This window comes from Janthinobacterium longum, from assembly GCF_051380735.1.
In the GTDB taxonomy this organism is placed as follows: Bacteria; Pseudomonadota; Gammaproteobacteria; order Burkholderiales; family Burkholderiaceae_D; genus Janthinobacterium.
Genome location: NZ_JBNYXQ010000006.1, coordinates 275,722 through 301,191, shown reverse-complemented (window position 1 = coordinate 301,191; position 25,470 = coordinate 275,722). Strand labels below are relative to the sequence as shown.

Annotated in this window: 21 protein-coding genes; 5 read left to right on the top strand and 16 right to left on the bottom strand. The window is 61.1% G+C overall.

What is annotated here, in order from left to right; all coding sequences use genetic code 11:
* The first annotated feature begins 31 nt into the window (after positions 1-31).
* Together ACQ4WM_RS17415 and ACQ4WM_RS17410 are read left to right on the top strand one after the other, a co-directional pair.
* Positions 32-1,699 (top strand): VRR-NUC domain-containing protein, encoded by a 1,668-nt coding sequence (locus ACQ4WM_RS17415; RefSeq protein ID WP_436547920.1) that lies wholly within the window; start codon positions 32-34, stop codon positions 1,697-1,699.
* Positions 1,696-3,972, top strand: a complete 2,277-nt coding sequence (locus ACQ4WM_RS17410) for an ATP-dependent DNA helicase (protein WP_436547919.1) — start codon at positions 1,696-1,698, stop codon at positions 3,970-3,972. Before ACQ4WM_RS17415 ends, ACQ4WM_RS17410 begins: the two co-directional genes overlap by 4 nt.
* On the opposite strand, the gene ACQ4WM_RS17405 is transcribed toward ACQ4WM_RS17410, so the two are convergent.
* The 14 genes from ACQ4WM_RS17405 to pstS all read right to left on the bottom strand — a co-directional run bounded on the left by ACQ4WM_RS17405 (position 3,953) and on the right by pstS (position 18,284).
* A complete protein-coding gene (locus ACQ4WM_RS17405) occupies positions 3,953-4,681 on the bottom strand; it encodes a LytR/AlgR family response regulator transcription factor (protein WP_436547941.1) in 729 nt (242 codons plus the stop codon). The genes ACQ4WM_RS17410 and ACQ4WM_RS17405 overlap by 20 nt on opposite strands.
* 12 nt (positions 4,682-4,693) lie before the next feature.
* The gene (locus ACQ4WM_RS17400; protein ID WP_436547918.1) at positions 4,694-5,770 is read right to left on the bottom strand and encodes a sensor histidine kinase; all 1,077 of its coding nucleotides are present in this window, start codon (positions 5,768-5,770) and stop codon (positions 4,694-4,696) included.
* A 12-nt stretch (positions 5,771-5,782) separates the two neighbouring features.
* On the bottom strand, positions 5,783-6,604 hold the full coding sequence (locus tag ACQ4WM_RS17395) for a LiaF transmembrane domain-containing protein (protein WP_436547917.1): 822 nt from the start codon (positions 6,602-6,604) through the stop codon (positions 5,783-5,785).
* On the bottom strand, positions 6,594-6,977 hold the full coding sequence (locus ACQ4WM_RS17390; RefSeq protein ID WP_436547916.1) for a LiaI-LiaF-like domain-containing protein: 384 nt from the start codon (positions 6,975-6,977) through the stop codon (positions 6,594-6,596). The genes ACQ4WM_RS17395 and ACQ4WM_RS17390 overlap by 11 nt, the downstream gene beginning before the upstream one ends.
* A 382-nt stretch (positions 6,978-7,359) precedes the next feature.
* A complete protein-coding gene (locus ACQ4WM_RS17385; RefSeq protein WP_436547915.1) occupies positions 7,360-8,259 on the bottom strand; it encodes an NAD-dependent epimerase/dehydratase family protein in 900 nt (299 codons plus the stop codon).
* Positions 8,260-8,364: 105 nt separating this feature from the next.
* A complete protein-coding gene (locus tag ACQ4WM_RS17380; protein ID WP_436547914.1) occupies positions 8,365-10,299 on the bottom strand; it encodes a UvrD-helicase domain-containing protein in 1,935 nt (644 codons plus the stop codon).
* Positions 10,300-10,338: 39 nt separating this feature from the next.
* Positions 10,339-11,544, bottom strand: coding sequence for a selenoneine synthase SenA (gene senA, locus ACQ4WM_RS17375; RefSeq protein ID WP_436547913.1), 1,206 nt, complete (start codon positions 11,542-11,544; stop codon positions 10,339-10,341).
* 32 nt (positions 11,545-11,576) lie between these two features.
* A complete protein-coding gene (gene phoR / locus ACQ4WM_RS17370) occupies positions 11,577-12,890 on the bottom strand; it encodes a phosphate regulon sensor histidine kinase PhoR (protein WP_436547912.1) in 1,314 nt (437 codons plus the stop codon).
* Between the two features lie 10 nt (positions 12,891-12,900).
* Entirely contained in the window at positions 12,901-13,590 is a 690-nt protein-coding gene (locus ACQ4WM_RS17365; RefSeq protein ID WP_034755074.1) for a response regulator, read from the bottom strand.
* A gap of 5 nt (positions 13,591-13,595) precedes the next feature.
* Positions 13,596-14,306, bottom strand: coding sequence for a phosphate signaling complex protein PhoU (gene phoU / locus ACQ4WM_RS17360; RefSeq protein WP_436547911.1), 711 nt, complete (start codon positions 14,304-14,306; stop codon positions 13,596-13,598).
* 55 nt (positions 14,307-14,361) lie between these two features.
* On the bottom strand, positions 14,362-15,156 hold the full coding sequence (gene pstB, locus ACQ4WM_RS17355; RefSeq protein WP_436547910.1) for a phosphate ABC transporter ATP-binding protein PstB: 795 nt from the start codon (positions 15,154-15,156) through the stop codon (positions 14,362-14,364).
* Positions 15,157-15,185: 29 nt separating this feature from the next.
* Entirely contained in the window at positions 15,186-16,073 is an 888-nt protein-coding gene (pstA, locus tag ACQ4WM_RS17350; RefSeq protein ID WP_436547909.1) for a phosphate ABC transporter permease PstA, read from the bottom strand.
* Positions 16,070-17,041, bottom strand: coding sequence for a phosphate ABC transporter permease subunit PstC (gene pstC / locus ACQ4WM_RS17345; RefSeq protein WP_436547908.1), 972 nt, complete (start codon positions 17,039-17,041; stop codon positions 16,070-16,072). The genes pstA and pstC overlap by 4 nt, the downstream gene beginning before the upstream one ends.
* 208 nt (positions 17,042-17,249) lie before the next feature.
* Positions 17,250-18,284, bottom strand: a complete 1,035-nt coding sequence (gene pstS / locus ACQ4WM_RS17340) for a phosphate ABC transporter substrate-binding protein PstS (protein ID WP_436547907.1) — start codon at positions 18,282-18,284, stop codon at positions 17,250-17,252.
* Between the two features lie 304 nt (positions 18,285-18,588).
* On the opposite strand from pstS, the gene ppk1 reads away from it, so the two are divergent.
* The 3 genes from ppk1 (at position 18,589) to ACQ4WM_RS17325 (ending at position 21,453) form a co-directional block, all read left to right on the top strand.
* Positions 18,589-20,679 (top strand): polyphosphate kinase 1, encoded by a 2,091-nt coding sequence (gene ppk1, locus ACQ4WM_RS17335; protein ID WP_436547906.1) that lies wholly within the window; start codon positions 18,589-18,591, stop codon positions 20,677-20,679.
* A 40-nt stretch (positions 20,680-20,719) separates the two neighbouring features.
* On the top strand, positions 20,720-21,178 hold the full coding sequence (sixA, locus tag ACQ4WM_RS17330) for a phosphohistidine phosphatase SixA (RefSeq protein WP_436547905.1): 459 nt from the start codon (positions 20,720-20,722) through the stop codon (positions 21,176-21,178).
* 149 nt (positions 21,179-21,327) lie between these two features.
* Positions 21,328-21,453 (top strand): hypothetical protein, encoded by a 126-nt coding sequence (locus tag ACQ4WM_RS17325; RefSeq protein ID WP_436547904.1) that lies wholly within the window; start codon positions 21,328-21,330, stop codon positions 21,451-21,453.
* Between the two features lie 83 nt (positions 21,454-21,536).
* Here ACQ4WM_RS17325 and ACQ4WM_RS17320 read toward each other — a convergent pair whose 3' ends face one another.
* Positions 21,537-22,652: a polyamine ABC transporter substrate-binding protein gene (locus tag ACQ4WM_RS17320; protein WP_436547903.1), complete on the bottom strand. Its 1,116-nt coding sequence runs from the start codon at positions 22,650-22,652 to the stop codon at positions 21,537-21,539.
* A 100-nt stretch (positions 22,653-22,752) separates the two neighbouring features.
* The gene (gene clpB, locus ACQ4WM_RS17315) at positions 22,753-25,359 is read right to left on the bottom strand and encodes an ATP-dependent chaperone ClpB (RefSeq protein WP_436547902.1); all 2,607 of its coding nucleotides are present in this window, start codon (positions 25,357-25,359) and stop codon (positions 22,753-22,755) included.
* Between the last annotated feature and the right edge of the window lie 111 nt (positions 25,360-25,470).

The window sequence follows — 25,470 nt, the reverse complement described above, 5'->3', positions numbered from 1 at the left end:
CAAGTAACATCAAACAGCCGCCTGCCCCATCATGTTGAGAGTCCTGGAAAATCCCTTGTACTATCTGGAGAACTTCCAGGGCGTGCTGAACTGGATCAGCGAGCGCTATGCCGATCTGCTCAGTGACGAAGAAACGCAGTTCATCGAACAATTTGCCCAGCTGCCACTGCCTTCGCGCGCGCTGTTCGTGCGCTTCGTGATGCGCAAGGGCTGTTTGTTTCGCGCCAGCAAACTCAACTATGCCGAGATCGGCGATACGCGCGCCGCCGCCCTGCCCCTGCTGGCCACCGGCTGGGTCGTAGCGGACCCGGCCATCGATATCGATACATTGTTCGATCTGCTGCTGAAACCCGAAGTCCAGCAGGTGTTTGCCTTGAGCGGCCCATTGAAAGCGGCGCGCAAGACCGAACAGCTGGAGGCATTGCGTGAGCAGCACGCCGGGGAGCAACCGTTCTCTGCCTGGCATCCGATGTCAAACGACGTGCTCTACAGCATCTGCAACCAACCCTTGTGCGACCGGATGCGCCTGATTTATTTCGGCAATTACCACCAGGACTGGTCGGAATTCGTGCTGTCCGACCTGGGTGTCTATCAGTATGAAAAAGTGGAATTTTCGCTCGCCTCGCGCGGCTTTCGCACACGCCAGGATATCGCCCACTACGAGGTGCTGCATCAGTGCCGCGAGCGCTTCAACGACGAGCTGGCGCCCGCCTCCCCCGGCGACGTGCTGCAGGAACTGGCGGCGCTGGCGCCCGTCAGCGACAACCCCTGGCTGGCCAGCCGCCGTGATAAATTGCAATTCCAGATCGCGCAGCAGCTGGAGAAATCGCAGGACTGGCCCGCCGCCTACCGCGCCTACGCCGACTGCCGCTATCCTGGCGCGCGTGGGCGGGCGATACGCGTACTGGAAAAAGATGAACAGCCGGGCGCCGCTTACGAGCGTTTGTCGATCGCCCTGCAAGCGCCCGAAAGCGAGGCCGAGCGCCAGTTGCTGCTGCGCATGGCGCCACGCTTGCGGCGCAAACTCGGCCATGCAAAACAGGCGTCCCCCCCTGCCGCACCGGTCGAGCGCATCGACCTGCTGCTGCCCTTCCCCCAACCAAGCTGCCACGTGGAAGGCGTGGTGCAACAGCACTTGATGCAGCAGGACGCACCGGTCTATTACGTGGAAAACACCCTGATCAATTCCCTGTTTGGCCTGTTGTGCTGGCCGGCGATTTTCAAGGCGATTCCTGGCGCTTTTTTCCACCCGTTTCACCGTGGACCGGCCGACCTGCACAGCGCCGACTTCCATGCGCGCCGGCTCGACGACTTTGCAAGCTGCCTGGTGCAGCTCGACAATGGCGACTACCGCGCCAGCGTGCGCGCCACCTATGCCGCCAAGGCCGGGATTGTGTCGCCGTTTGTCAGCTGGCAGGGGTTGGACCACGAACTACTGGAGCTGGCCCTGGCCTGCATCCCGGCCGCACATTTGAAAAAAGCGTTTGAACGCATCTTGCTCGACATAAAAAGTAACCGCACGGGCTTTCCCGACCTGATCCAGTTCTGGCCGGCCGAACAGCGCTACCGCATGATCGAAGTGAAAGGCCCGGGCGACCGCCTGCAGGACAACCAGCAGCGCTGGATCGCCTATTGCGCCCAGCACGCGATGCCGGTCAGCGTGTGCTACCTGCAGTGGTCGCAGGCGGTGGCGGCGTGAACAAATACACCATTGCCGTGCGCGCCCTGTGCGAATTCACCGCCAAGGTGGGCGACTTGGACCTGCGCTTCACGCCCTCGCCCACGGCCCAGGAAGGCATGGCAGGCCACGCCACCGTGACCGGCCGGCGCGACGACGATTACCAGCGTGAAGTCAGCCTGGCCGGCGACTTCGGTCCGCTGCATGTGCGCGGCCGCGCCGATGGCTACGATCCGGCCCGTCGCCAGCTGGAAGAAATCAAGACCTACCGTGGCGACCTGTCCACCATGCCGGCCAACCACCGCCAGCTGCACTGGGCGCAGGCGCGCATCTATGGCCACTTGCTGTGCCAGCATTTGAATTTGGCTATGCTGCGCGTGGCGCTGGTGTATTTCGATATCGCGAGCCAGAAGGAAACCATACTGCACGAGGAATGCACTGCTGAGGCGCTGCGCATCTTCTTTGAACAGCATTGCACCTTGTTTATCGACTGGGCCGGGCAGGAACTGGCGCACCGCGCCAGCCGCGACCTTCAACTGACGGCGATGGCCTTTCCGCATGCCGGCTTCAGGCCGGGCCAGCGCCAGCTGGCCGAGGCCATGTACAAGGCCAGCAACCGCGGCTGCTGCCTGCTGGCGCAAGCGCCGACGGGCATCGGCAAGACGGTAGGCAGTCTGTTTCCGATGTTGAAAGCCACGGCAGCGCACGGTCTCGACAAGCTGTTCTTTCTAGCCGCCAAGGTGCCGGGCCGGCAGATGGCGCTCGACGCCTGCGCCATCCTGAAAAACAGCGCGCCGCTGCTGCCGCTGCGGGTGCTGGAACTGAGCGCAAAAAGCAGCGCCTGCGAGCACCCGGACAAAGCTTGCCATAGTGAGTCGTGCCCGCTGGCGCGCGGTTTTTACGACCGCCTGCCGCTGGCGCGCGAAGTGGCGCTGGCCAGCGGCCTGATACTCGACAAGGAAGCCGTGCGCGCCATCGCCCTGCAGCAAGGCGTGTGTCCCTACTACCTGGGCATGGAACTGGCGCGCTGGAGCGACGTCGTGATCGGCGACTACAACTATTATTTCGACCTCAGCGCCATGCTCTACGGCATGACCCTGGCGCATGACTGGAAGGTCAATGTGCTGGTCGACGAAGCGCACAATATGGTGTCGCGCGCACGCGGCATGTACACGGCCGAGCTGGAACATATTGCGCTGAAAGGCCTGCGCAAGTTCGCGCCCGAACCGTTGAAAAAACCGCTCGACCGCCTCAGCCGCCAGTGGAACGCCCTGCTCAAGGAACAAAGCGACGACTACCTGGTACATGCGGCCTTGCCGGAAAAGTTCTTCGGTGCCTTGCAAGGCGTGGCCACCGCCATCGGCGACTACATGGCCGAGCATGCGGCCTCGCTGGACGAGGACCTGCAGCGCTTTTATTTCGACGTGCTGCTGATCAACCGCCTGGCCGAGAGCTTCGGTGACCATTCGTTGTTTGATGTCAGCAAGACGGCCAGCGGCTCGACAGTGTGCATCCGCAATATCGTGCCGGCACCCTTCCTCAAGCCGCGCTTCGCGGCCAGCCACAGCACGGCCCTGTTTTCCGCCACCTTGAGCCCATGGAATTACTATAACGACACGCTCGGCATGCCAGCCGGCACCGCCTGGGTCGATGTCGACTCGCCCTTTCTGGCCGAGCAGCTGGCCGTGCGCGTGGCCGACAATATTTCCACGCGCTACCAGCACCGCGCCGCCTCCCTGCTGCCTATCGTCCAGCTGATGGCGAAACAATATGCGGCGGCACCGGGCAACTACCTTGCGTTTTTCAGCAGCTTTGACTATATGGAAAAGACGGCCACCCTGTTTGCCCAGCATTTCCCGGACATACCGGTGTGGCAGCAGCCACGCCGCATGGACGACGCGGCGCGCACGCAGTTCCTGGGGCGCTTCGGGCTGGAAACGCGCGGCATCGGTTTTGCCGTGCTCGGTGGCGCGTTTGGCGAAGGCATCGACTTGCCGGGCGCGCGCCTGATCGGCGCCTTTATCGCCACCTTGGGCCTGCCGCAGATCAACCCGGTCAATGAGCAGATACGCCAGCGCATGGGCGACATCTTTGGCGCCGGCTATGACTACACCTATCTGTATCCGGGCATGCAAAAGGTGGTGCAGGCAGCCGGCCGCGTGATCCGCACGCAGACCGACAAAGGTGTGGTGTACCTGATCGACGACCGTTTTGCGCGACCGGAAGTGCGCCAGTTGATGCCCACCTGGTGGGATGTGCAACTCGAACGCGGTGCTACCCCTCCAGCAGCCTGAGCTTTTGATAGCCTGACTTGCTCACCGGAATGCGTGTGCCGTCGCCGAGGATCGCCACATGGCTGTCTCGGGTGGCCGGTTCAATGCGGCTGATGGCGTCGATATTGAGCAGATACGACCTGTGCACGCGCAGGAACGTTGCAGGGTCAAGCTGGCTTTCCAGCTCGCTCAGGCGCTGGCTTTTCAGCCAGCATTTGCCGTCGGCACAGATGCTGACGTAGTCGTCCTGCGCCTCGACATAGGCGATGCTGGCGGCCGCAATCACGTGCACCCTGGCGCCGTCGCGTATCAGCACGCGCGACAGCGGTACCGCCCGTATGGCGGCCTCGTGCACGACGCTCTGCAAGGCCGCCGCCGGCGTGCGATGCGCGCGCGCATGGGCCAGCGCCTGCTCGAAGCGTTGCTCGCTGTAGGGTTTCAATAAATAGTCGAGTGCATGGCATTCAAAGGCCCTGAGCGCATACTGGTCATAGGCAGTCACAAAAATCAAACGGGTTTTCGCGCCGATCAGCTCGGCCACCTCAAAGCCGTCCAGGCGCGGCATCTGTATGTCGAGAAACACCAGTTCCGGCTCCAGTTCGGCGATGGCTTTCACCGCTTCAAAACCATTCGCGCATTCGGCCACGATCTCGATATCGTCGTGGCGCGCCAGGTATTCGCGCAACACGGCCCGCGCCAGCATTTCATCGTCGACGATGGCCACTCGCATCTTGCTTTGCATTTACGCTTCCTCCGTGGAACCGGTCTGTGCCGGCATCGATATGCTCACCTCAAAACCGCCGTCCTGGCACGCCCAGTGCACGCTGGCTTGATGGCCGTAGGCGCCCAGCAGGCGCTGGCGTACATTGTCCAGCCCGACGCCATTGCCGCGCGGCGACAGCTGTTCCTGCTCGACCGGATTGCGCACCTGCAGCAGCAACAGGCTGCCCACGCGCCGCGCTTCAAGCACGATCACGCCGCCCTCGGTCAGGCCGCAAATGCCATGCTTGACCGCATTTTCCACCAGTGGCTGTATCAGCATCGGCGGCAACAGACAGTCCAGCGCCGCCGCATCGATGGCTTCCTCTACGCGCAAGCGCTGGCCGAAGCGCACTTGCTCGATCGCCAGGAAATGGCGGATCAGCACCAGTTCCTGCGCCAGCGTGATGTGCTTGTGCGCTTCCAGGCTCAGGCTTTGCCGGAAGAAACTCGCCAGTTCCACCGTCATGGTGCGCGCGCCAGCCGGATTGATGGACGTCAGCGCACTGATCGAGTTCAGGCTGTTGAACAAAAAATGCGGGTCGATCTGGGTGCGCAGCATGCGCAGCTGGGCTTGCTGCGCCATCAATTGCGCTTCCAGTCCGCGCTGCTCGGCCGTCCTGGCGCGGACGAATTCCAGCAGCAGATACTGCACGGCGCCGGCCAGCCAGTACAGCAACACACCGAGGCCAAAGAACAGCAGCAGCAAGCCAGGACTGAGGGGCACGCCCAGCCAGGGCACTTCCGGCAGCAGGCTGAGGCTGTTGATGAATTGCAGCAAGGTCGCCCACAACAGGCCGGCAAACAGGGCCGCCACCGCCATCACGCCAAGGATGGCCACCGGATGGCGGCCAGTGAGCGGATAGGCGCGACACAGGTAGAAGGTGGAAAAGCCCGTGCCGATGGCGTACACCAGGGTGGCTGGCACCACCAGCAGCACGGCGTTGCTCCAGCGCACGGGAGCCGCGCGCGACAGCACGAACGCCAGCGCCAGGCCCAGCGCCAGGCATACCAGCAACGCCACCACGGCGGTGCGCCGTCTGGACAGGGCTGCGCTCATCCGGAGCCTGGCCTAGTTGCGAATTTCCAGGCCACCCATGATGGCGTAGCCGCTCACATACAGGCGCTTGTGCTGGTGCGGCGGCACGATGGTTTTTTCTTCGAAGCCACCGAGGATGGGCGTGCCTTGCAGGATCACGCTCCAGTCGGGCGGCACCTTGATGGTAATGCCGCCGCACAAGGCGAACACATTGAGCACGGCTTCGCCCTCGATCGAGGACTGGCGCAGGTCGATTTCGCAGCCAGCCATGATCACATTGATGTCGCCGCCACGAAAGCGCTGTGACGACACGCGCCGCACGAAGCCGCCAAGAATAGCGGACACCTCAATGATGCTGTCATCGTCGCGCTCGGCACCGGCTGCGCTCTGGGCATGGCTGCTGGCTGGCGCATCCTTGTCCAGCGACACGCCACTCATGGTGGCAGCCGCCGGCGCAACCGGTGGCACCGGCCGCGACGGCTCGGCCGGACTGAAATGGCGGCGGCGCTGGCGTTGCCGCGCACCTGGCAGCGATTTGGTCACTACGGCAATACCGATGCCGATAATCACGAGCGGCCACAGCATGTTCCAGCTGATATAGAACAGGCCAATGGCACGGAAGGTCCAGGTCACGCCCAGCAAGACCATCACGCCACCGAGCACGTAGCCGGAGCGGGTACGGCTTTGCGAGATTTTCAGCAGGCCGAAGATGATCAGGATGGTGGGCCAGAACCGGAAGGTATGGCGCACGCTGATCAAGCCGAGGTTATCGAGCAGGAACACCAGCCCCAGGCCGATCACCAGCACGCCCAGGATGATCTGCGATGGCGAGTCGAGTGGTGATTTATTTTTCATGTTCGGACTCCCGGTAAGCCATGAAGTGTTTGTTCAGCAGCGGTTCGAGCACCATGCCCGCGCCCCAGGCGATCAACAGGGCGGGCCAGCTGTTGTAGAAACTCAGGTTCCACAGTTCTTCGTACGACACATACCACCAGGCGGCGAAAAAGATCAGCCACAAGCCGCTCAGGACCTGCTTGGCCGAGACCGGCGTCACCAGTTTGTTGATGCCGAAAAGCACCATGATCACTGGCCAATAATGCCATAGCTGGCGATAGTCGCGCAGGTAGATGATATTGAGACGGTCGAGCAGGAAGACGGCGCCGACCACGATCAGCAGCACGCCCCACAGCAGCTGGCTGCGGCGCCAATAAGCTTGTTCAGATTTCACGATGCCCCCTGGTTGTTGGATGATCGTAACGATACGCGGTGGCACGGGAAAAGGAAACGCCTGTTCGGTGAATGGCGGACGGGGATCGGTGTATGGCGGCAGGAATAAAAAAAAGGCCGGCTAAGCCGGCCCTGAAGGGGTCATTATCAAACTAACGCCGGAGAAAAAGTGCATCGCGAGCGATGTCGCGCATGGCGTTTGATGACAAACTCATGCGCTGGAAACTGGTGCCGATCCTTGAGGCGACCGGCTGACCTGCTGGAAGATCGAACATGCCGCCAACTTCACGGCAGTGCGCCTCAACCGAAGCGGTGCCATCTTAATCGCTCTCGTCCTTTTACACCGTTCGCCAGCGCACATAGCGCAGGTTTTCTGATCTGTATCAATGCGGAGGCTTGAGCATATCGTGCCTGATCCAGTCCAGCACGGCTGGCCCGCTTGGCTGCCAGCCCAGGGCGCGGGCGCGTTCGCCGCGCACGCGGCTGTTGGAACCGAGGCCGTATGAGGCCATTTCATAGCCCCATTCGGCGATGGCCTCGGCCAGCGGCCAGTCCTGCGCCGGCCCGAGGTGCAGGGCCTCGGCCATCGCCGCCGTCATGTCGCGGAACGCCGCTTCGCCGGACTCGACAAAGTAAAAGGTCCCGGCCGGCGATTTTTCCAGCGCCAGCAAGTACAGGCTGACGACATCGCCAATATGCACATTCGACCAAATATTGCGGCCCGGCCCCACATGGCGCACGATGCCGCTCTTGCGCGCCTGCCTGAGCAAACGCGGCAGTTGCACGCTGTCACGCGGCAAGGCGCCATGGCCGTAGATCAGGGTATTGCACAGCACGCTGGCGCGCACGCCTTGCCTGGCGCTGGCCAATACCAGCTCATCGATGGCAACGCGGGCCGCCTTGTCGGCAGTCGGCTGCGGCAATTTGTCTTCGCGATAGATGTGCTCGCTGCCCTCGCCGCCCGAAGCGTCGCCGACAATCGACGAGCCGCTGGTGTGCAGATAGGGTTTGTTGCTGCCGGCCAGCGCTTCGATGATCGCCTCCACCGCGCCGCGATGGTCGCTGCTGGCGGTGTTGATGACGGCATCGGCCGCCCTCGCCTGTTCGATGATCAAATCACGGTCATTGAGCGTGCCGGGTACACCCTGCACGCCGAGGCTGGCCAGTTCGGCCAGTTGTTCCGGTTTGCGCACCAGGCCGGTCACCCCATGGCCGGCGGCCACCAGGCCGGCAGCGATGGAACTGCCGATGAAACCTGCCGCACCTGTCAGAAATACTTTCATGGTTTGCTCCTTGTTTGCTGTCAATCACAGCCAAAGAGTATGCGCCGTTTGCTGTTGCGCAAACAGCGTGGCCATGGCAAATGATTTATGCAGGCCAGGCAACAATCAGCGTTTGCCCTTGCCAGGCGGCAGCACGGCAATATAACGGCTTTGATACGCGGGGTCTTGCGGCGTTAACAGCGTAAGGCGGTCCCGCGCGCGGGTGGCGGCCACATAAAAGCGGTTTTCTTCTTCCAGCGGATCGGTTTTGCTGCGAGGGAATTCATCGACCGCCAGATACGGCAGGATCACGTGGTTGTATTCCAGTCCCTTGATCTGGTCGATGCAGGCGATGACCAGCTTGGCCTTGCCGCTCGATACCGTCACCGCCTCTTCCATCTCCCCCAGCCAGCCGGCGAAACCTTGCAAGGCCACGCCCGCTTCCGTGCAGACGGCAATAAAGCCGTGCAACGAGCGCGCCACCACGCGCGCCTGGGCCGGATCGACATAGATGCGGCGCGCCGTCTGTTCCAGTTGCAGCATGGCAAACACCTGCTGCAAGGCGGGGCCGGCTGGCGCGTCGGCAGGCTGCGCACGCAGGTACTCGACGGCGGCGAGGGTCAGGGCTGCCTTGTCCTGGTTGACCGACTTGGCCAGCTGGTTGGTCAGAAAGCCTTCCAGCAACTCCGGATAGCTGGCCACATCGGCCTTGGCTTGCTGCAATTGCGCGCGCGTAAACGGGATTTCCGCAAACGCCACCAGCGCTTCGAGTATCTCGCCACGGCGCGGGCCGCTCTTGATCGCATACAAGTCCATGCGGGCAATCGCAACCATGCCGCGCAGCATCAGCACTTCCTGGTTCAACAGATAGCTGTTCATGTCGACCAAACCATAGGCGATGCCGCTCTGGAACAGCGCCGTTTCCACGCGTATCGCCTGGTCACGGTCGCGCAGCAAAATCGCGGTGGTGCCCGCATGCGCGTGCTCGAGCGCGGCGATCAGCTGGGCACAGCAAGCTTGCGGCTGGGCATGGTCGTAGTACAGCACCTCGACCGGCGTGCCGCGCGTCAGGGCCGACACGCTGGGCTTGTTCTTCAACGTACCGACGGCTTGCGCCAGCTCGGTGCCATAGCGGTAGGACGCCGTCAGCGGCATGCGCTGCAAGGACGGAAACTCCTGTTCGAAGCGCTGGCGCAGGAAGCGGTGGTCGGCGCCCGACCAGGTATAGATCACCTGGTCCTTGTCGCCGGCGCCGCAGAAAAAGGCATTGCCGCGCCGTATCAGCATGGTCAAGAGGCGGAACGACGCTTCATTCAGGTCATGCAATTCATCGGCGACAATAATCTGGTAGGCCGGCAATTGCTGGCGCAGCGGTTCGTCGTCGCATAGCATGCGCACCAGGTCATACGTGGCGTCGAACGGCGCGCGGAACTGAATCTCGCCCGTATCGGCGCCGCGCAAGCCCTCGTATTCGCGCAGCCACAGATAGTGCGTACGCGACATGCCCAGCATCTCCAGCTTGTCTTCCAGCGAATTGCCGTCGAAGTCGGGCGCGTCAAAGTCCAGCCTGGCCTTGGTGCGCAGTTGCAGCTTGAGGAACTCGGCAATTGCCGCATTGGTGGTATTGATTTCCAGCGGGTAGCGGTGGGCATATTTCTCGGACACCACCTCCAGCGCTTTCCAGGCCACCGGCCGCAGCTCTTCGTCGCTGCACAGGCTTGCCACCTGCACGCCCTCGAGCTGGCCCAGCACCCTGGCGGCGAAGGTGTCGAAGGTGTCGATGGTCAAGCGTTTGACCACGCCCAGCGGCACGCCCACTTCCAGCAGGCGCTGGCGCAGCGCCACCCGCGCCGCTTCCGTAAATACCAGCGCCAGCATGCACTCGGGCGGACGGCCCCGGTGCAGCGCTTCGGCCAGGCGCAGGGCCAGGGTGGTGGTTTTTGCGGCACCTGCGTTGGCGTCGATCAGCACGACTTTTTTTTGCGACGTCTGGATCGCCAGTTGCTCGGGCGTGGGCGTGATGCGCTTGGGAACAAATTGTGCGGCGTTATCTATACTCAAAACAAATCCTGTGTGATGGTGTGCTGGCTGGCGTGAGCCTTACCAGGAACAGGTGCGCAGGCCGGTAAACCCCTGGCCGCGTTCCGGCGCCTGGAAGGCGCGCATGCGCGGCGAGAACAGCCGCGGCGGCGTGGCAAACGAGGCGCCGCGCAAAACCTGGCGGTGCATGAAGTGTGGCGCGGAGTATTCGCGCCAGGCATCGGGTACGAAACCCGGATACGGCTCGAACGGCGTCGCCGTCCATTCCCATACCTGGCCCCACTGAAACAGCGGGTGGCCGGACACCGCAGCATACTCCCATTCGGCCTCGGTCGGCAGGCGGCGCCCGATCCAGGCGCAATATGCCTGCGCCTCGTACAGATTGATGTGGCGCACGGCTTCCTGCGGCGGCAAGATGGCCGGCTGGCCGAAACGAAGAGTGCGCCAATGCAGCGCGTCGCGTTGCCAGTACAAGGGCGAGGAACGCTCCTGGCGCATCAGCCAGGCGCTGCCGGCCGCGCTCCAGAACTGGCGGTTCTGGTAGCCGCCGTCGAGCACGAAGTCGGCAAACTGGGCGTTCGTGACGGGCGTGCTGTCGATGGCAAACGGCGGCACATAACACGCTTGCGGCGGCGATTCATTGTCAAACGCAAAGCCGGCGCCGCGCGGCGAGCCCAGCTCGATGCTGGCGCCGGGAAAAGCGTTCTGGCCGCCGCTGGTCGCCACCGGGCGGCAGTCGAGCAGAATGGCGGGCGCCTCCAGGCCCAGCCACTGCAAGCCGGCCAGCATGGCTTCGCCGCACATATCTTCATGGGCCAGCGCCAGACGGTACGGATACAGGTCGCTGTCGCGATTGGCCACGCGCGACAATTTGTCGAGCACGCGGTCCAGCACTTCACGGGCATACATCCTGACCGCGCCGGTAGCCGGCAGTTCCCGCGTCCAGCGCGCGCTGTGCGCCACCATATTGGCGTCGAACAGGTCGTCGCCCAGGGTCAGCAAGCCGTTGCAGACGGCATCAAGCGGATGGCTGGAGGGTGCTTCGCGCAGGATGAACCACTCGGCAAACCAGGCGATATTGCCCAGTTGCCACAGCGGTGGAAGCAGATGCGGTTCTTGCGGCAGGCGCGCGGCCACGTCGTAGCCAGCCTGCGCATAGCGCTCGAACAGCGCCAGCGTATGCCGGCGCGCCGCACTCAATGCCTGCGCAAGTTGCTGGGCGCTGGCATGGCGAAAAGAGACAGGTGTAGCAATTGGTAAGGTCATTGCTGATTTTAACGACTTTTGCCCGGACTTCCCTACTTGCCCAGCAACTCTCCCTGCAGCGGACTGACAACCGACTTGGGCATGCTGACGATAAAACTGCTGCCCTTGTCGGTAGCGGACTGGATCGCCAGGGTGCTGCTGTGACGTAACAGCACGTGCTTGACGATGGCCAGGCCCAGGCCCGTGCCCTGGGTTTCGCGCGAGCGGCTCTTGTCGACGCGGTAGAAGCGCTCGGTCAGGCGCGAAATATGCTCCTGGCTGATGCCGATGCCGGTATCTTGCGCAATGAACTGCGGACCGGCCGGGCCGTCCTGCCAGCGCAAGGTGATGGTGCCGCCGGCTGGCGTGTAGCGCACGGCGTTCGAGGCCAGGTTGCCAAAGGCGCTGTACAGCTCGTCATAACTGCCCAGCACGTCCGGCCCTTTGTATTCCAGCTTGATGTCATGCTTGCCGCCCGACAAAGCTTTCGCATCGCGCGCCACCTGCTGCATCAGCTTCTTGACGTCCACCGGCTCGGGGCGCAGCGGGTAGTCGACCGATTCCAGGCGCGACAGGGTCAGCATGTCTTCGATCAGGTGCTGCATGCGGTGGCCCTGCTCCGTCATCAGCTTGATATGGGCGGCGCGCGTGGTGGCGTCCAGATCGAGCTCGGTGGCAATTTCCAGGAAGCCCACGATCACCGTCAGCGGCGTGCGCAGTTCGTGCGAGGCGTTGGCGATAAAGTCGCGCCGCATGCATTCCAGGCGTTCAGTTTCCGTCACGTCATGTGTAACCAGGATCTGGCGGCGGTTCTCGAACGGAATGATCTGCACGATCAGCTTGCGGTTGCGGAAAGTGATCGTCAATGGCTGGTCGTAGCGGCCGAGGATGATGTAATCCATGAACTCGGGGCTGCGGATCAGATTGGTGACGCGCATGCCCTTGTCGCGCTCATGCGTCAGGCCCAGGTGTTTCTCGGCGGCCGGATTGCACCATTCAAGGAACAGCACATCGTCCATGATGACCACGCCGTCGGGCAGCAGATGCATGGCCTGGCGAAAACGTGCCAGCCATTCGGTCAGTTCGGTCTGGTTCTTTTCATCGTCGCGGCGCATGCGGTACAGGCGCGCGAAAATACTGGTCCAGGCGCCCCAGCCATCGGGCAGCCTGGCGCTTTCCGGATTGTCCAGCCAGTTACTGAGCTGGAACAGATACGACAGCTGCACGAACACCATCATCGCCATCAGCACAAAGGCGATGCCCAGCGCGTAGGTGGCGCCGAACAGATACCACACCACGCCCACGCCCACCAGCGCCAGCGCCATGCGCAGCGCGGCAGGCACCCAGAACAGCAATTTCGGATTCATAAGACAGGCTTTACTTTTCGGACAACATGTAGCCAACGCTGCGCACGGTCTTGATCAGGCTTTCCGCCTCCTTCAAGGCCTTGCGCAAGCGCAACACGTGGACATCGACCGTGCGTTCCTCGATCACCACATGGTCGCCCCACACCTTGTCGAGCAACTGGCTGCGCGAAAACACGCGTTCGGGGTGGGCCAGCAGGAATTTGAGCAGCTTGTATTCGGCATGGCCGATATCGATCTTCTGCTCGTCCATCATGACGGTGCAGCTGACCGGGTCCAGCGCCACGTTGCCGGCGCGCATGGGCGCCTGCGCGTGTTCCGGGCTCTTGCGCCGCAACAGCGCCTTGGCGCGCGCCAGCAGTTCGCGCGGCGAGAACGGCTTGGTGACGTAATCGTCGGCGCCGCTGTTCAGGCCCGCCAGCTTGTCTTCTTCCATACTCTTGGCGGTGAGCATAATGACGGGAATGGCGGCGAAATTACGGTCGGCGCGGATGCGCGACAGCAAGCGCAGCCCCGTCTGGTCCGGCAACATCCAGTCGAGCAGGATCAGGTGCGGGGTGCGGTGCTGGATAAACTCCCAGGCATCGGCGACGTTTTGTACGGAACAGCAATTCCAGCCGGACTCGCGCAGCGAATAAGTCACCAGTTCAACGATGGCCGGCTCATCTTCAACAATCAGTACCGTGGTTTTATCAGATGCCATAAATCTTACTCAGGGAGCTCCTCGGAAATGGCAGGGGCAGACGATTTGGTGTGGCGGATATCCTTGCCGTCCACCACGTAAATGACGTATTCCGCGATGTTTTTCGCATGGTCGCCGATCCGTTCGATGGCCTTGGCCACCCACAGGGTATCGAGCGCCGCCGAAATAGTGCGTGGGTCTTCCATCATAAACGTAATCAGGTTGCGCATGATAGAGCGGAATTCATGATCGATGATGGCGTCCTGGGCGATCAATGCCAGAGCCTGCTTGCCATCGTTGCGCGCGAACGCGTCGAGCGCGTCATGCAGCATGTCAGTGGCCGTGTTGGCGATGCCACGCACCATCTCGTAATGATTGACGACACCGTTGCCGCGCTGGTGCAAATTCTTCGCCACGCGGGCGATCTTGGTCGCTTCATCGCCCACGCGCTCGAGATCGGTAATGATCTTGATGGTGGCCATGATGGTGCGCAGATCGTTGGCGGTCGGCTGGCGGCGCACGATCAGATGGCTGCAAGCGTCGTCGAGCGACACTTCGAGCTGGTTGACGACGTCGTCCTCGCGCATCACGCGGTCGGCGCGCTCCGGATTGCCGATGCGAAAGCAGGTCATCGCATCGAGGAACTGGGTTTCAACGATGCCGCCCATCAGGAGCACTTTCGAGCGGATCGCTTCGAGTTCGTTGTCGTATTGCTTGGATGAATGTTCGCCTAACATGCTGTCTGTCTCCGTGTTCAGTAGGGGTATGCCGGTATGCCGCTTGCGGGGCGACTCAGCCGAAGCGGCCGGTAATGTAATCCTGGGTTTCCTTGCGGGCAGGATTCATGAATATCTGGTCCGTCTCGCCGAATTCCACCAGCTCGCCCAAATACATATAGGCCGTGTAATCCGAGCAGCGCGCCGCCTGCTGCATATTATGGGTCACGATGGCGATCGTGTAGTCCTGTTTCAGTTCGCTGATCAGTTCTTCCACCTTCGAGGTCGAGATCGGGTCCAGCGCCGAGGTCGGCTCGTCGAGCAGCAGCACATCCGGTTTCACCGCCACGCCGCGCGCGATGCACAGACGCTGCTGCTGGCCGCCCGACAGTGACAGGCCGCTTTTGGTCAGCTTGTCCTTGACTTCACCCCACAGCGCGGCCTTTTTCAGGGCCCATTCGACGCGCTCGTCCATCTCGCCTTTCGACAGGTCTTCATACAGGCGCACGCCGAAAGCGATATTGTCGTAGACCGACATCGGGAATGGCGTCGGCTTCTGGAACACCATGCCGACCTTGGCGCGCAGCATGTTGACGTCCTGGTCGGCGTCGAGCACATTGCGGCCGCGGTACAGGATCGAGCCTTCGGCGCGCTGGCCAGGATACAGGTCATACATGCGGTTCAGCGTGCGCAGCAGGGTCGACTTGCCGCATCCCGACGGGCCGATAAAGGCCGTGACCTTCTTTTCATGGATGTCGAGATTGACATTGTGCAGGCTCTGGGTCTTACCGTAAAAAAAGTTCAGGCCCGTAATCTCGATGGTTTTCTTTTTTGGCGCCAGTTCCTGGCCAGGATTCAATTGGGTATTCATGAGTTCGCTTTGCTTTTTGAGCTGCAAGATTAATTAGGGACTTTTTGGCTGAACACGGTACGCGACAGGATATTCAGGGCCAGTACGCTGAAGGTGATCAACAGTGCGCCACCCCAGGCCAGCGAGCGCCAGTTGTCGTACGGGCTCATGGCGAACGAGGCAATCACGGACGGCAGGTTGGCCATCGGCGCGTTCATGTTGAAGCTCTGGAACTGGTTGTTCAGCGCCGTGAACAGCAGCGGCGCGGTTTCGCCGGCGATACGGGCCAGGGCCAGCAGCACGCCAGTGATCACGCCGGCTTTTACCGCACGCAGGCGTACCAGGGTAGCGACCTTCCAGCGCGGCGCACCGAGGGCAAAGGCAGCTTCGAGCAGGCTGTTCGGCACCAGGCGCAGCATATTGTCGGTGGTGCGCACAACGACCGGCACGGCGATCAGCGACAGCGCAATGGCGCCAGCGTAACCCGAGAAATGTTTTACATGCGCCACATACAAGGCGTAGACAAACAGGCCGATGACGATCGATGGCGCCGACAGCATGATGTCGGTGACGAAACGCGTCACTTGCGCCAGCTTGTTTTCTTCGCCGTATTCGGCCAGGTAGATGCCGGCAAAGATGCCGATCGGGGTGCTGACCAGGGTTGCCAGGCCGACCATCAGGCCGCTGCCTACGATGGCATTGATCAGGCCGCCACCTTCGCTGCCGGGAGCCGGCGTGGTATTGGTGAACATGTCGATCGACAGTGCGCCGAAACCCTTGATTATGAGGGTGATCAGTATCCATACCAGCACCGTCAGGCCCAGGACCATGGCGGCCACCGACAGGGCGATGCCGACGCGGTGCATCAGCAGGCGCTTGCGGTAGACCGGGTTCATGGCCGGCTTGGCCGGTACGTCGAGAGTGCTAACTTGGCTCATTTTGTGCCTTCTTTGCGGGACATGCCGGCCAGCATCAGCTTGGCGGCGGACAGGACGATAAAGGTGATGACAAACAGGATCAGTGCCAGCGAGAACAGCGACGACACATGCAGTGCCGATTGTGCTTCGCCGAATTCATTGGCCAGCAAGGAGGTGATGCTGTTACCGGCGGCAAACAGCGACCACGACAGCTTGTTGGCGTTACCGATCACGAAGGTGACGGCCATGGTCTCGCCCAGTGCACGGCCCAGGCCCAGCATGACGCCGCCGACCACGCCGGTCTTGGTGTAAGGCAGCACGATCTTGCGCACCACTTCCCAACGCGTGCAACCGAGGCCATAGGCCGATTCCTTCAATACGGCCGGCACGATCTCGAACACGTCGCGCATGACCGACGCGATGAACGGGATAATCATGATGGCCAGCACCAGGCCGGCCGTCAGCAGGCCGATGCCCATCATCGGGCCGCTGAACAGCGAACCGATGATCGGCAGATTGCCCAGCGTGGCTTTGAGCACCGGCTGTACGTGGTCGGCAAACAAGGGGGCGAACACGAACAGGCCCCAGATGCCATAGATAATCGATGGCACGCCGGCCAGCAGCTCGACGGCCGTGCCCAGCGGGCGGCGCAGCCAGGCCGGGCAGATTTCCGTCAGGAACAGGGCGATGCCGAAGCTGACGGGAAAGGCGATCAGCAAGGCAATCACGGAGGTCACCAAAGTACCAATGATGGGTATCAGGGCGCCGTACTGGTCATTGACCGGGTCCCATTCGGCCGACACGATAAAGTGCAGGCCGAAGGTCTTGAAGGCCGGTATGGATTCGAGGATCAGCGAAATGATGATGCCAACCAGCACCACCAGTACCGACATGGCGAACAGCATCGTCACCTTGTGGAATAAAAAGTCCTGGATGCGCTGCTTGCGCATCACCGACATCATTGCTGTGTGACTGATGGACTCGGTCATGCTGCCGCCTGACATGGGGATCGTGGAAGAGGTAGATTGTGCGCTCATATGGGGCCAAGTGTGGTGGTACTGACGGTACAGCTCGATGACTGTTTTGACTCGTTTAGCCGGGAGCGCCTGCCGTGGAGGCGGGCGGCCCTGGCTAACTCCCTGCTGCGCCGCAGGGCGCGGCGTAGCAAGGAAGGGACTTTAGGTTAAAGCTGTCTGATTAGTAGATCGCTTTGCCCGATGCATCTTTCAGGTTGGCTTTCCACGATTCCTGCACCAGTTTCACGACCGATGCCGGCATCGGCACGTAGTCCAGTTCCACGGCAGCGGGGCCACCGTTTTTGTAGGCCCAGTCGAAGAACTTCAGCACTTCCTTGGCCTTGGCGGCATCGGCTTGCACTTTGTGCATCAGGATGAACGACACGCCGGTGATCGGCCAGCTGTTCTTGCCAGCTTGGTCGGTCAGTACCACGCCGAAGCCTGGGGTCTGGGTCCATGGTGCCGAGGCAGCAGCTGCCTTGAAGTTTTCGTCGTCAGGCTGCAGGAAGTTGCCGTCCTTGTTTTGCAGCTGGGTGTGCGACATATTGTTTTTCTTGGCATACGCCCACTCGACGTAGCCGATGGCGCCCTTGATACGCTGCACATTGGCGGCGACGCCTTCGTTACCCTTGCCGCCCACGCCCACTGCCCATTTCACGGCCGTGCCAGCACCGATTTTCGATTTGAATTCCGGATTGGTTTTCGACAGGAAGTCGGTGAACAGGAAGGACGTGCCCGAACCGTCGGCGCGGTGCACCACGGTGATTTCGGTATCCGGCAGCTTGACGCCGCTGTTCAGCGCAGCGATTTCCGGCGCGCTCCATTTGGTGATCTTGCCCAGGTAGATGTCGGCAACAACCTTGCCGGTCATTTTCAGCTGGCCAGGTTTCACGCCGTCCAGGTTGACGATGGTGACCACGCCGCCCATGATGGCCGGGAACTGCATCAGGCCGGCTTCTTCCAGCTCTTCTGCTTTCAATGGCATGTCGGACGCGCCGAATTCAACCGTCTTGGCCTTGATTTGCTTGATGCCTGCGCCGGAACCCACGGATTGATAGTTCAGGCCGTTGCCGGTACTGGCTTTGTAGGTCTCGGCCCATTTGGCGTAGATCGGGTACGGGAAGGTTGCACCAGCACCTGTCATATCTGCCGCCATGACGGAAGCGGAAGAAAATGCCATCGCTGCCGAAGCACCCACGACGATAAATTTGAACATTTGCTTCATTTGCATATCAAGTCCTCAGGTTATTACAAGGTTGTTGGGGCCTTATGCCCCGGTGAATGCTGTGCAGTCTAGCAAGCGAATATGACAGGTTTATGACATGCCAAAAATTAGTTGAAATATTTGCCTACGCCCCGCAAACTGCAGTTTTGCATGGCCTTCATGACAGCCGGAACCGCCATTTATGACATGCTTTGTCACCAGCGCGTCATATTTCATGATTACACTTCGGGCACGTCTATGCATGTCCACGCGCCCGAATACGGCTAGAATTAACTATCTGCAAAGTTAGAAGAATATGAAACCTGAACTGCACACGGAAGTGACCAAATCGGGCACCCTGCTTGACCGGGAATTGTCGCAACTGACCTTCAACCGGCGCGTTATGGCGCAGGCCGAAGATCCGAATATTCCCCTGCTCGAACGCCTGCGCTATCTGTGCATTGTCAGCAGCAACATGGATGAGTTCTTCGAAGTGCGCGTGGCGAGCCTGCTGGCAGCTGGCAGCATCGGCAGCACGCTGGCCGGCCACCCTGCCCTGGTCGCCAACCTGAAGCGTATCGACAAGGAATGCCATGCGCTGGTAGAACAGCAATACGAGATCCTCAATAATGACGTGTTGCCGGCTTTGCGCACGGCGGGCGTACACCTGCTGCGCGACCAGGACCGCAACGAGGCGCAACGCGCCTGGGTCAAGGATTATTTCGACCGGGAAGTGCGCCCCCTGCTGACGCCGATCGGCCTGGACCCGGCCCATCCGTTTCCACAAGTAGTAAACAAGAGTCTCAATTTCATCGTCTCGCTGAGCGGCAAGGATGCGTTTGGCCGTGGCACGGCGATTGCCATCGTCAAGGCGCCGCGTGTCTTGCCGCGCGTGATCAAGCTGCCCGATGACATCTCGGACGGCGTATCGTTCTGCCTGTTGTCGTCGGTGATCCACGCGCATATCTCGGACCTGTTCGCCGGGCGCGAGGTGATCGCCTATTCACAGTTCCGCGTCACGCGCGACAGCGACCTGTGGGTCGACGAGGACGAAGTCAAGAATCTGCGCCAGGCCCTGAAGGGCGAGCTCGTCGGCCGCCAGTTCGGTACCTCGGTCCGGCTGGAAGTGGCGCACAACTGCCCGCAAGAATTGTCGCAATTCCTGCTCGACCAGTTCAGCCTCGACCAGAGCCGCTTGTACCGGGTCAATGGCCCCGTCAACCTGGTGCGCCTGTCGGAAATGATCGACCACGTCAAACAGCCGGCCTTGCGCTTCGCGCCGTTTTTCCCGGGCCAGGCGCACAAGGGCATCGGCAACGATATCTTTGCCGCCCTGCACAAGCACGATATCCTGCTGCATCACCCCTACCAGTCGTTCCAGACCGTCATCGACTTTATCCGCAGCGCCGCCTATGACCCGAGCGTCGTCGCCATCAAGCAGACGATTTACCGCACCGGCATGAATTCGGACCTGATGGAGTCCTTGATCACGGCCGCCAAGCTGGGCAAGGAAGTGACCGTCATCGTCGAGCTGATGGCGCGCTTCGACGAGGAAGCCAATATCAACTGGGCCGACAAGCTGGAACAGGCCGGTGCGCAGGTGGTCTACGGCGTGGTTGGTTTGAAGACGCATGCCAAGGTGGCGCTGGTCATCCGCCGCGAAGAAGGCGCGCTGCGCTTCTATGCCCACCTGGGCACCGGCAACTACCACCCGACCACCACCAAGCTGTACACGGATTTCGGCTTGCTGACGGCCAAGCAGGACCTGGCGGTGGAAGTGAACGAAGTGTTTATCCACCTGACCAGCCTGACCAAGCCGCATAACCTGAACCACTTGTGGCTGGCGCCGTTCGGTCTGCAAAGCGAGATCATCAAGGCCATCCGCAACGAAGCCAAGATCGCCCGTTCGGGCCGCCGTGGCCGCATTATCGTCAAGATCAATGCGCTGGTGGACGAATCGGTGATACGCGCGCTGTATGCGGCCTCGACCGACGGCGTGAAGATCGACCTGATCGTACGCGGCGCCTGCACCCTGAAACCGGGCGTACCTGGCCTGTCCGAAAACATCAAGGTGCGCTCGGTGATCGGCCGCTTCCTGGAACACAGCCGCATCTATTACTTCCGCAACGACCTGGCACACGATGTCTACCTGGCCAGCGCCGACTGGATGAGCCGAAACCTGTTCCGCCGCGTGGAAGTGGCGTTCCCGATACTGGACCGCGCCCTGAAACGGCGCGTGATTGCCGAAGGACTGAACCCGTATCTGAAGGATAATACGAATGCGTGGGAACTCGAATCGAGCGGCCACTATACGCGCCGCAAGCCGCGCGCCAAGCAGATGCCGTTCAGTGCCCAGCAATATCTGATGCACAACCTGGGCACGCCCGCGCCGGACGTGGGCGAGTAAGCCCGCCGACAGCCACAGTTACTATCAGGAGAAAACCATCATGGATCTTATCTTGTGGCGCCATGCCGAAGCCGAACCGGGCGTGCCCGACCTGGAACGTGCCCTGACCGTCAAAGGGCAGAAACAGGCACGCCGCATGGCCGAATGGCTCGGTTCGCAGTTGCCAGACAATTGCCGCATCCTCGTCAGCCCGGCCGTGCGCACCTTGCAAACGGCCGAGGCGCTGGGCCGCAAGTTCAAGCTGATGCCGGAACTGGCGCCCGGCGCCGAAGCGGAAGATATCCTGAAGGCGGCCAACTGGCCAGGAAACAAGGAAACCGTGCTGATCGTCGGCCACCAGCCGACCCTGGGCCAGGCGGCTGCACTGTTGCTGACCGGTGAAGCGCAGGATTGGGACATGCGCAAGGCCAGCGCCTGGTGGTTTTCCCAGCGCGAACCCGGTGATGCCCAGAGCGTTTATCTGAAGGCGGTAATGGCGCACGACCTGGTGGTGAAGTAAAGGTCAAAACCGGTGCAATGCCATTGCACCGGTCGCTTGTAAAGTGGCGACTATCTGCTAGAGTTTAATTGCATCAACTACGCGCCGTGGCACTGCTGCGGCGCATTGAGCAACCCAGCGGACAGCCGTCCAACGGCGGCTGAAACACCATGTTGACCTTTCTTGTGTTTCTCTTTATCGCCATCTTTGCCGCCATCGTCGGCTTTGTCGCCTTCGAACTGATAGCAGAAACGCGCGGCAGCCACCATAAACTGATGGACCGCTATCACGAGTAGCGCACCCCAGCTCCTGGCCCTCAGGCCTTGGGCTCATCAATGGCGCCAGTGGCGAATACTTCGCCCCTCGCGCCATCGCTTTTTTACACCCCGGTCTTGAACTTGGTATAAATCCGCGTCATCAGGCGGCGAATATCGGCCGAGATCGGCTCAGGCGCAGCCATGCGCTGCTTGTCGGCGTCCGGCAGGAAGATGGCCTTGTTCTCGGCAATGTCCTTGCGCACATACTTCAGGCTCGGCACGTTCGGGTTGGCATAGAACACCTTGTTGGTCAGGCTGGCATGCACTTGCGGACGCAGGATGTAGTTAATAAAGGCGTGCGCATTGTTCGGATGCGGCGCGTCGGCAGGAATGGCCATGGTGTCGAACATCAGCGCCGCCGTTTTCGGCACCAGCACCTGGATCACATTGCCGTTCTTGGCGTCAATGGCACGCTGGCGCGCAATATTGATGTCGCCCGACCAGCCCAGCGCCACGCAGACGGAACCGTTGGCCATGTCATTGATATAGCCCGACGAGCTGAACAGGGTTACGTACGGACGGATCGCCTGCAGCACCTTGCCCGCTTCCTGGTAGTCGGCCGCCGTTTTCGAATACGCAGGCTTGTTCAGGTATTGCAGCGCGGCCGGCAGCACTTCGGAGGGCGAGTCGAGAAAAGAGACGCCGCACGATTTCAGCTTCGACACATATTTGGGGTCAAAAATCAGGTCCCAGGCGTTTTCCGGCATCGGCATGGTACCGAGCGCGGCCTTGACCTTGTTGACGTTGATGCCCACCGTGGTATAGCCCCACAGCCAGTCGACCAGGTAGTCATTGTTCGGATCGATCTTGGCCAGCTTGGCCTGCAGATTGGCGTCCAGGTTGCCGATGTTGTTCAGCTTGCTCTTGTCGAGTTTGCGCAGCAGACCTGCATCGATCTGCAGCCGTGCCCACTGGGCCGTCGGCACCACGATGTCATAGCCCGACTTGCCGGCGACCAGTTTCGCGTTAAGGATTTCGTTGTTATCGAAAACATCATAGCGTACCTTGATGCCGGTTTCCTTCTCAAAATTCTTGATCGTCTCGTCGCCGATATAGTCCGACCAGTTGTAGATATTCAGCACTTTTTCTTCCTGCGCATGCGCAGGCGCCGCCAGCACGGCCGCCGCCAGGCTCATTCCAAGTACGATGCGTCGCCCTGCCTGCCATTTGCTTGCCATATCCCAACCTCCAGAGTCATCGAAAAATATCGTTGATGATAGCAACAAGGGCGCGCTCAGGTCCAGCCTGATCGCGCCCTCGCCTTTACTGCAAGAAAGATTACACCTTGTCGTGGCCCACCTGCGTGCCGGCAAACACCAGGTTGCCGGCCTGGGCATCGACACGGATCTCGTCCTTCGGACCAAAACGGCCTTCGAGTATCAGTTTCGACAGCGGATTTTCGATCTGCTGCTGGATCGCCCGCTTCAGCGGCCGTGCGCCATACACCGGATCGTAGCCTGCCTCGGCGATCTTCTGCAGCGCGGCATCGCTGATCGACAGGCCCATGTCCATGCGCGCCAGGCGTTCTTCGAGGATCTTCAGCTGAATCTTGGCGATCGCGCCGATATTTTTCTCGTCCAGGCCATGGAACACCACGATCTCATCGATACGGTTGACGAACTCGGGACGGAAGTGCGAACGCACCTCGGCCATCACCGCCAGTTTCACCACGCCGGGGTCATCGCTTTCCATCGCCTGGATTTTGTGCGAACCCAGGTTCGAGGTCATGATGATGACGGTATTCTTGAAGTCCACCGTGCGGCCCTGGCCGTCCGTCATGCGGCCGTCGTCCAGCACCTGCAGCAGCACGTTGAAGACGTCGGCATGGGCCTTTTCCACTTCGTCGAGCAGGATCACGCTGTACGGTTTGCGGCGCACGGCTTCGGTCAGGTAGCCGCCCTCGTCGTAGCCTACATAGCCGGGCGGCGCGCCGATCAGGCGGGCCACCGAGTGCTTCTCCATGAATTCGCTCATGTCGATGCGTATCATCGATTCTTCCGTATCGAACAGGAAAGTCGCCAAGGCCTTGCTCAGCTCGGTCTTGCCGACGCCCGTCGGCCCCAAAAACATGAACGAGCCATACGGACGGTTCGGGTCCGACAGGCCCGCGCGCGAGCGGCGGATCGCGTCGGCCACGGCCGTGATCGCTTCATCCTGGCCCACCACGCGCTCGTGCAGCTTCTCTTCGATATGCAGAAGCTTGTCGCGTTCGCCCTGCATCATGCGCGACACGGGGATGCCGGTTGCGCGCGACACCACTTCGGCGATCTCTTCGGCGCCCACCTGGGTGCGCAGCAGCTTGGGCTGGTCGGACGGCACATTCGCCAGCCCGCTATCGGCCTGCTTGAGTTGGGCTTCGAGTTGCGGCAGCTTGCCATACTGCAGCTCCGACACCTTCTGCCAGTTGCTCTCGCGCGTGGCCTGCTCCATCTGCAGCCTGACCTGTTCGATCTCTTCCTTGATATGCGTGCTGCCCTGCACCACGGCTTTTTCCGCCTTCAGGATTTCCTCGAAGTCGTTATATTCGCGCTGCAGCTTGAGAATCTCTTCGTCGATCAGGCCCAGGCGGCGCAAGGACGCCTCGTCCTTCTCTTTCTTGACGGCTTCTTTCTCGATTTTCAGCTGGATCAAACGGCGTTCCAGGCGGTCCATCACTTCCGGCTTGGAGTCGATCTCGATCTTGATCTTGGCCGCCGCCTCGTCGATCAGGTCGATCGCCTTGTCGGGCAGGAAACGATCGGTGATATAGCGGTGCGACAATTCGGCCGCTGCGATAATTGCCGCGTCGGTAATCTCCACCTTGTGGTGCAGCGCGTATTTGTCCTGCAGGCCGCGCAAAATCGCAATCGTTGCCTCCACCGTCGGCTCGTCGACCAGTACCTTCTGGAAGCGGCGCTCGAGCGCGGCGTCTTTTTCGATATATTTGCGGTACTCGTCGAGGGTGGTGGCGCCCACGCAGTGCAGCTCGCCACGCGCCAGCGCGGGTTTGAGCATATTGCCGGCGTCCATCGCGCCTTCAGCCTTGCCGGCGCCAACCATGGTGTGCATCTCGTCGATAAAGACGATGCTCTGGCCTTCATCCATCGCCAGTTCCTTCAGCACCGATTTAAGCCGTTCCTCGAATTCGCCACGGTATTTGGCGCCAGCCAGCAGGGCCGCCATGTCGAGCGACAGTACGCGCTTGCCTTTGAGCGACTCGGGCACCTCGCCATTGACGATGCGCTGCGCCAGGCCTTCGACGATGGCCGTCTTGCCGACACCGGGCTCGCCGATCAGCACCGGGTTATTCTTGGTGCGGCGTTGCAAAATCTGGATGGTGCGGCGAATCTCGTCGTCGCGACCGATCACCGGATCGAGTTTACCCTTGCGGGCGCGCTCGGTCAGGTCCAGCGTGTATTTTTTCAACGCCTCACGCTGGCCTTCGGCTTCCTGCGAGTCGACTTTATTGCCGCCGCGTACGGCTTCGATGGCCGATTCCAGCGACTTGCGGCTCAAGCCGTTTTCGCGCGCAAGCTTGCCCGCATCGGACTTGTCGTCAGCCATCGCCAGCAGCACCATTTCGCTTGAAATGAACTGGTCGCCAGCCTTTTGCGCTTCCTTGTCGGCCAAGTTGAGCAGCGCCGCAAATTCGCGGCTGATCTGCACATTGCCGTCTGTGCCCGAGACTTTCGGCAGGCGTTCGAGCGAGGAGGTCAGCGCTTTGGACAGGCCGCCAACATTCGCGCCGGCGCGCTGCAACAGCGAGCGCGCGCCGCCGTCGTCCTGGTTCAGCAGGCTGGTCAGCAGATGCACCGGTTCGATATACGGATTGTCGTTGCCGACGGCCAGGCTCTGCGCGTCGGCCAGGGCTTCTTGCAGTTTGGTGGTGAGTTTATCTTGTCGCATGATGAAAAGTGCTCCCGGTTAATTCGTTGTGAATCAAATTGGGGTAAGGCAGAACTTTTCAAGCATACACATTGCAACAAAATAATGCCGTGGCGCTGCGCCAGCGTCTAC

Coding starts and splice junctions, on each gene's coding strand:
- ACQ4WM_RS17415 (WP_436547920.1), top strand. CDS start 32: ATGTTGAGAGTCCTGGAAAATCCCTTGTACTATCTGGAGAACTTCCAG.
- ACQ4WM_RS17405 (WP_436547941.1), bottom strand. CDS start 4,681: ATGCGAGTGGCCATCGTCGACGATGAAATGCTGGCGCGGGCCGTGTTG.
- ACQ4WM_RS17400 (WP_436547918.1), bottom strand. CDS start 5,770: ATGAGCGCAGCCCTGTCCAGACGGCGCACCGCCGTGGTGGCGTTGCTG.
- ACQ4WM_RS17395 (WP_436547917.1), bottom strand. CDS start 6,604: ATGAAAAATAAATCACCACTCGACTCGCCATCGCAGATCATCCTGGGC.
- ACQ4WM_RS17385 (WP_436547915.1), bottom strand. CDS start 8,259: ATGAAAGTATTTCTGACAGGTGCGGCAGGTTTCATCGGCAGTTCCATC.
- senA (WP_436547913.1), bottom strand. CDS start 11,544: ATGACCTTACCAATTGCTACACCTGTCTCTTTTCGCCATGCCAGCGCC.
- phoR (WP_436547912.1), bottom strand. CDS start 12,890: ATGAATCCGAAATTGCTGTTCTGGGTGCCTGCCGCGCTGCGCATGGCG.
- ACQ4WM_RS17365 (WP_034755074.1), bottom strand. CDS start 13,590: ATGGCATCTGATAAAACCACGGTACTGATTGTTGAAGATGAGCCGGCC.
- phoU (WP_436547911.1), bottom strand. CDS start 14,306: ATGTTAGGCGAACATTCATCCAAGCAATACGACAACGAACTCGAAGCG.
- pstB (WP_436547910.1), bottom strand. CDS start 15,156: ATGAATACCCAATTGAATCCTGGCCAGGAACTGGCGCCAAAAAAGAAA.
- pstA (WP_436547909.1), bottom strand. CDS start 16,073: ATGAGCCAAGTTAGCACTCTCGACGTACCGGCCAAGCCGGCCATGAAC.
- pstC (WP_436547908.1), bottom strand. CDS start 17,041: ATGACCGAGTCCATCAGTCACACAGCAATGATGTCGGTGATGCGCAAG.
- pstS (WP_436547907.1), bottom strand. CDS start 18,284: ATGTTCAAATTTATCGTCGTGGGTGCTTCGGCAGCGATGGCATTTTCT.
- ppk1 (WP_436547906.1), top strand. CDS start 18,589: ATGAAACCTGAACTGCACACGGAAGTGACCAAATCGGGCACCCTGCTT.
- sixA (WP_436547905.1), top strand. CDS start 20,720: ATGGATCTTATCTTGTGGCGCCATGCCGAAGCCGAACCGGGCGTGCCC.
- ACQ4WM_RS17325 (WP_436547904.1), top strand. CDS start 21,328: ATGTTGACCTTTCTTGTGTTTCTCTTTATCGCCATCTTTGCCGCCATC.
- ACQ4WM_RS17320 (WP_436547903.1), bottom strand. CDS start 22,652: ATGGCAAGCAAATGGCAGGCAGGGCGACGCATCGTACTTGGAATGAGC.
- clpB (WP_436547902.1), bottom strand. CDS start 25,359: ATGCGACAAGATAAACTCACCACCAAACTGCAAGAAGCCCTGGCCGAC.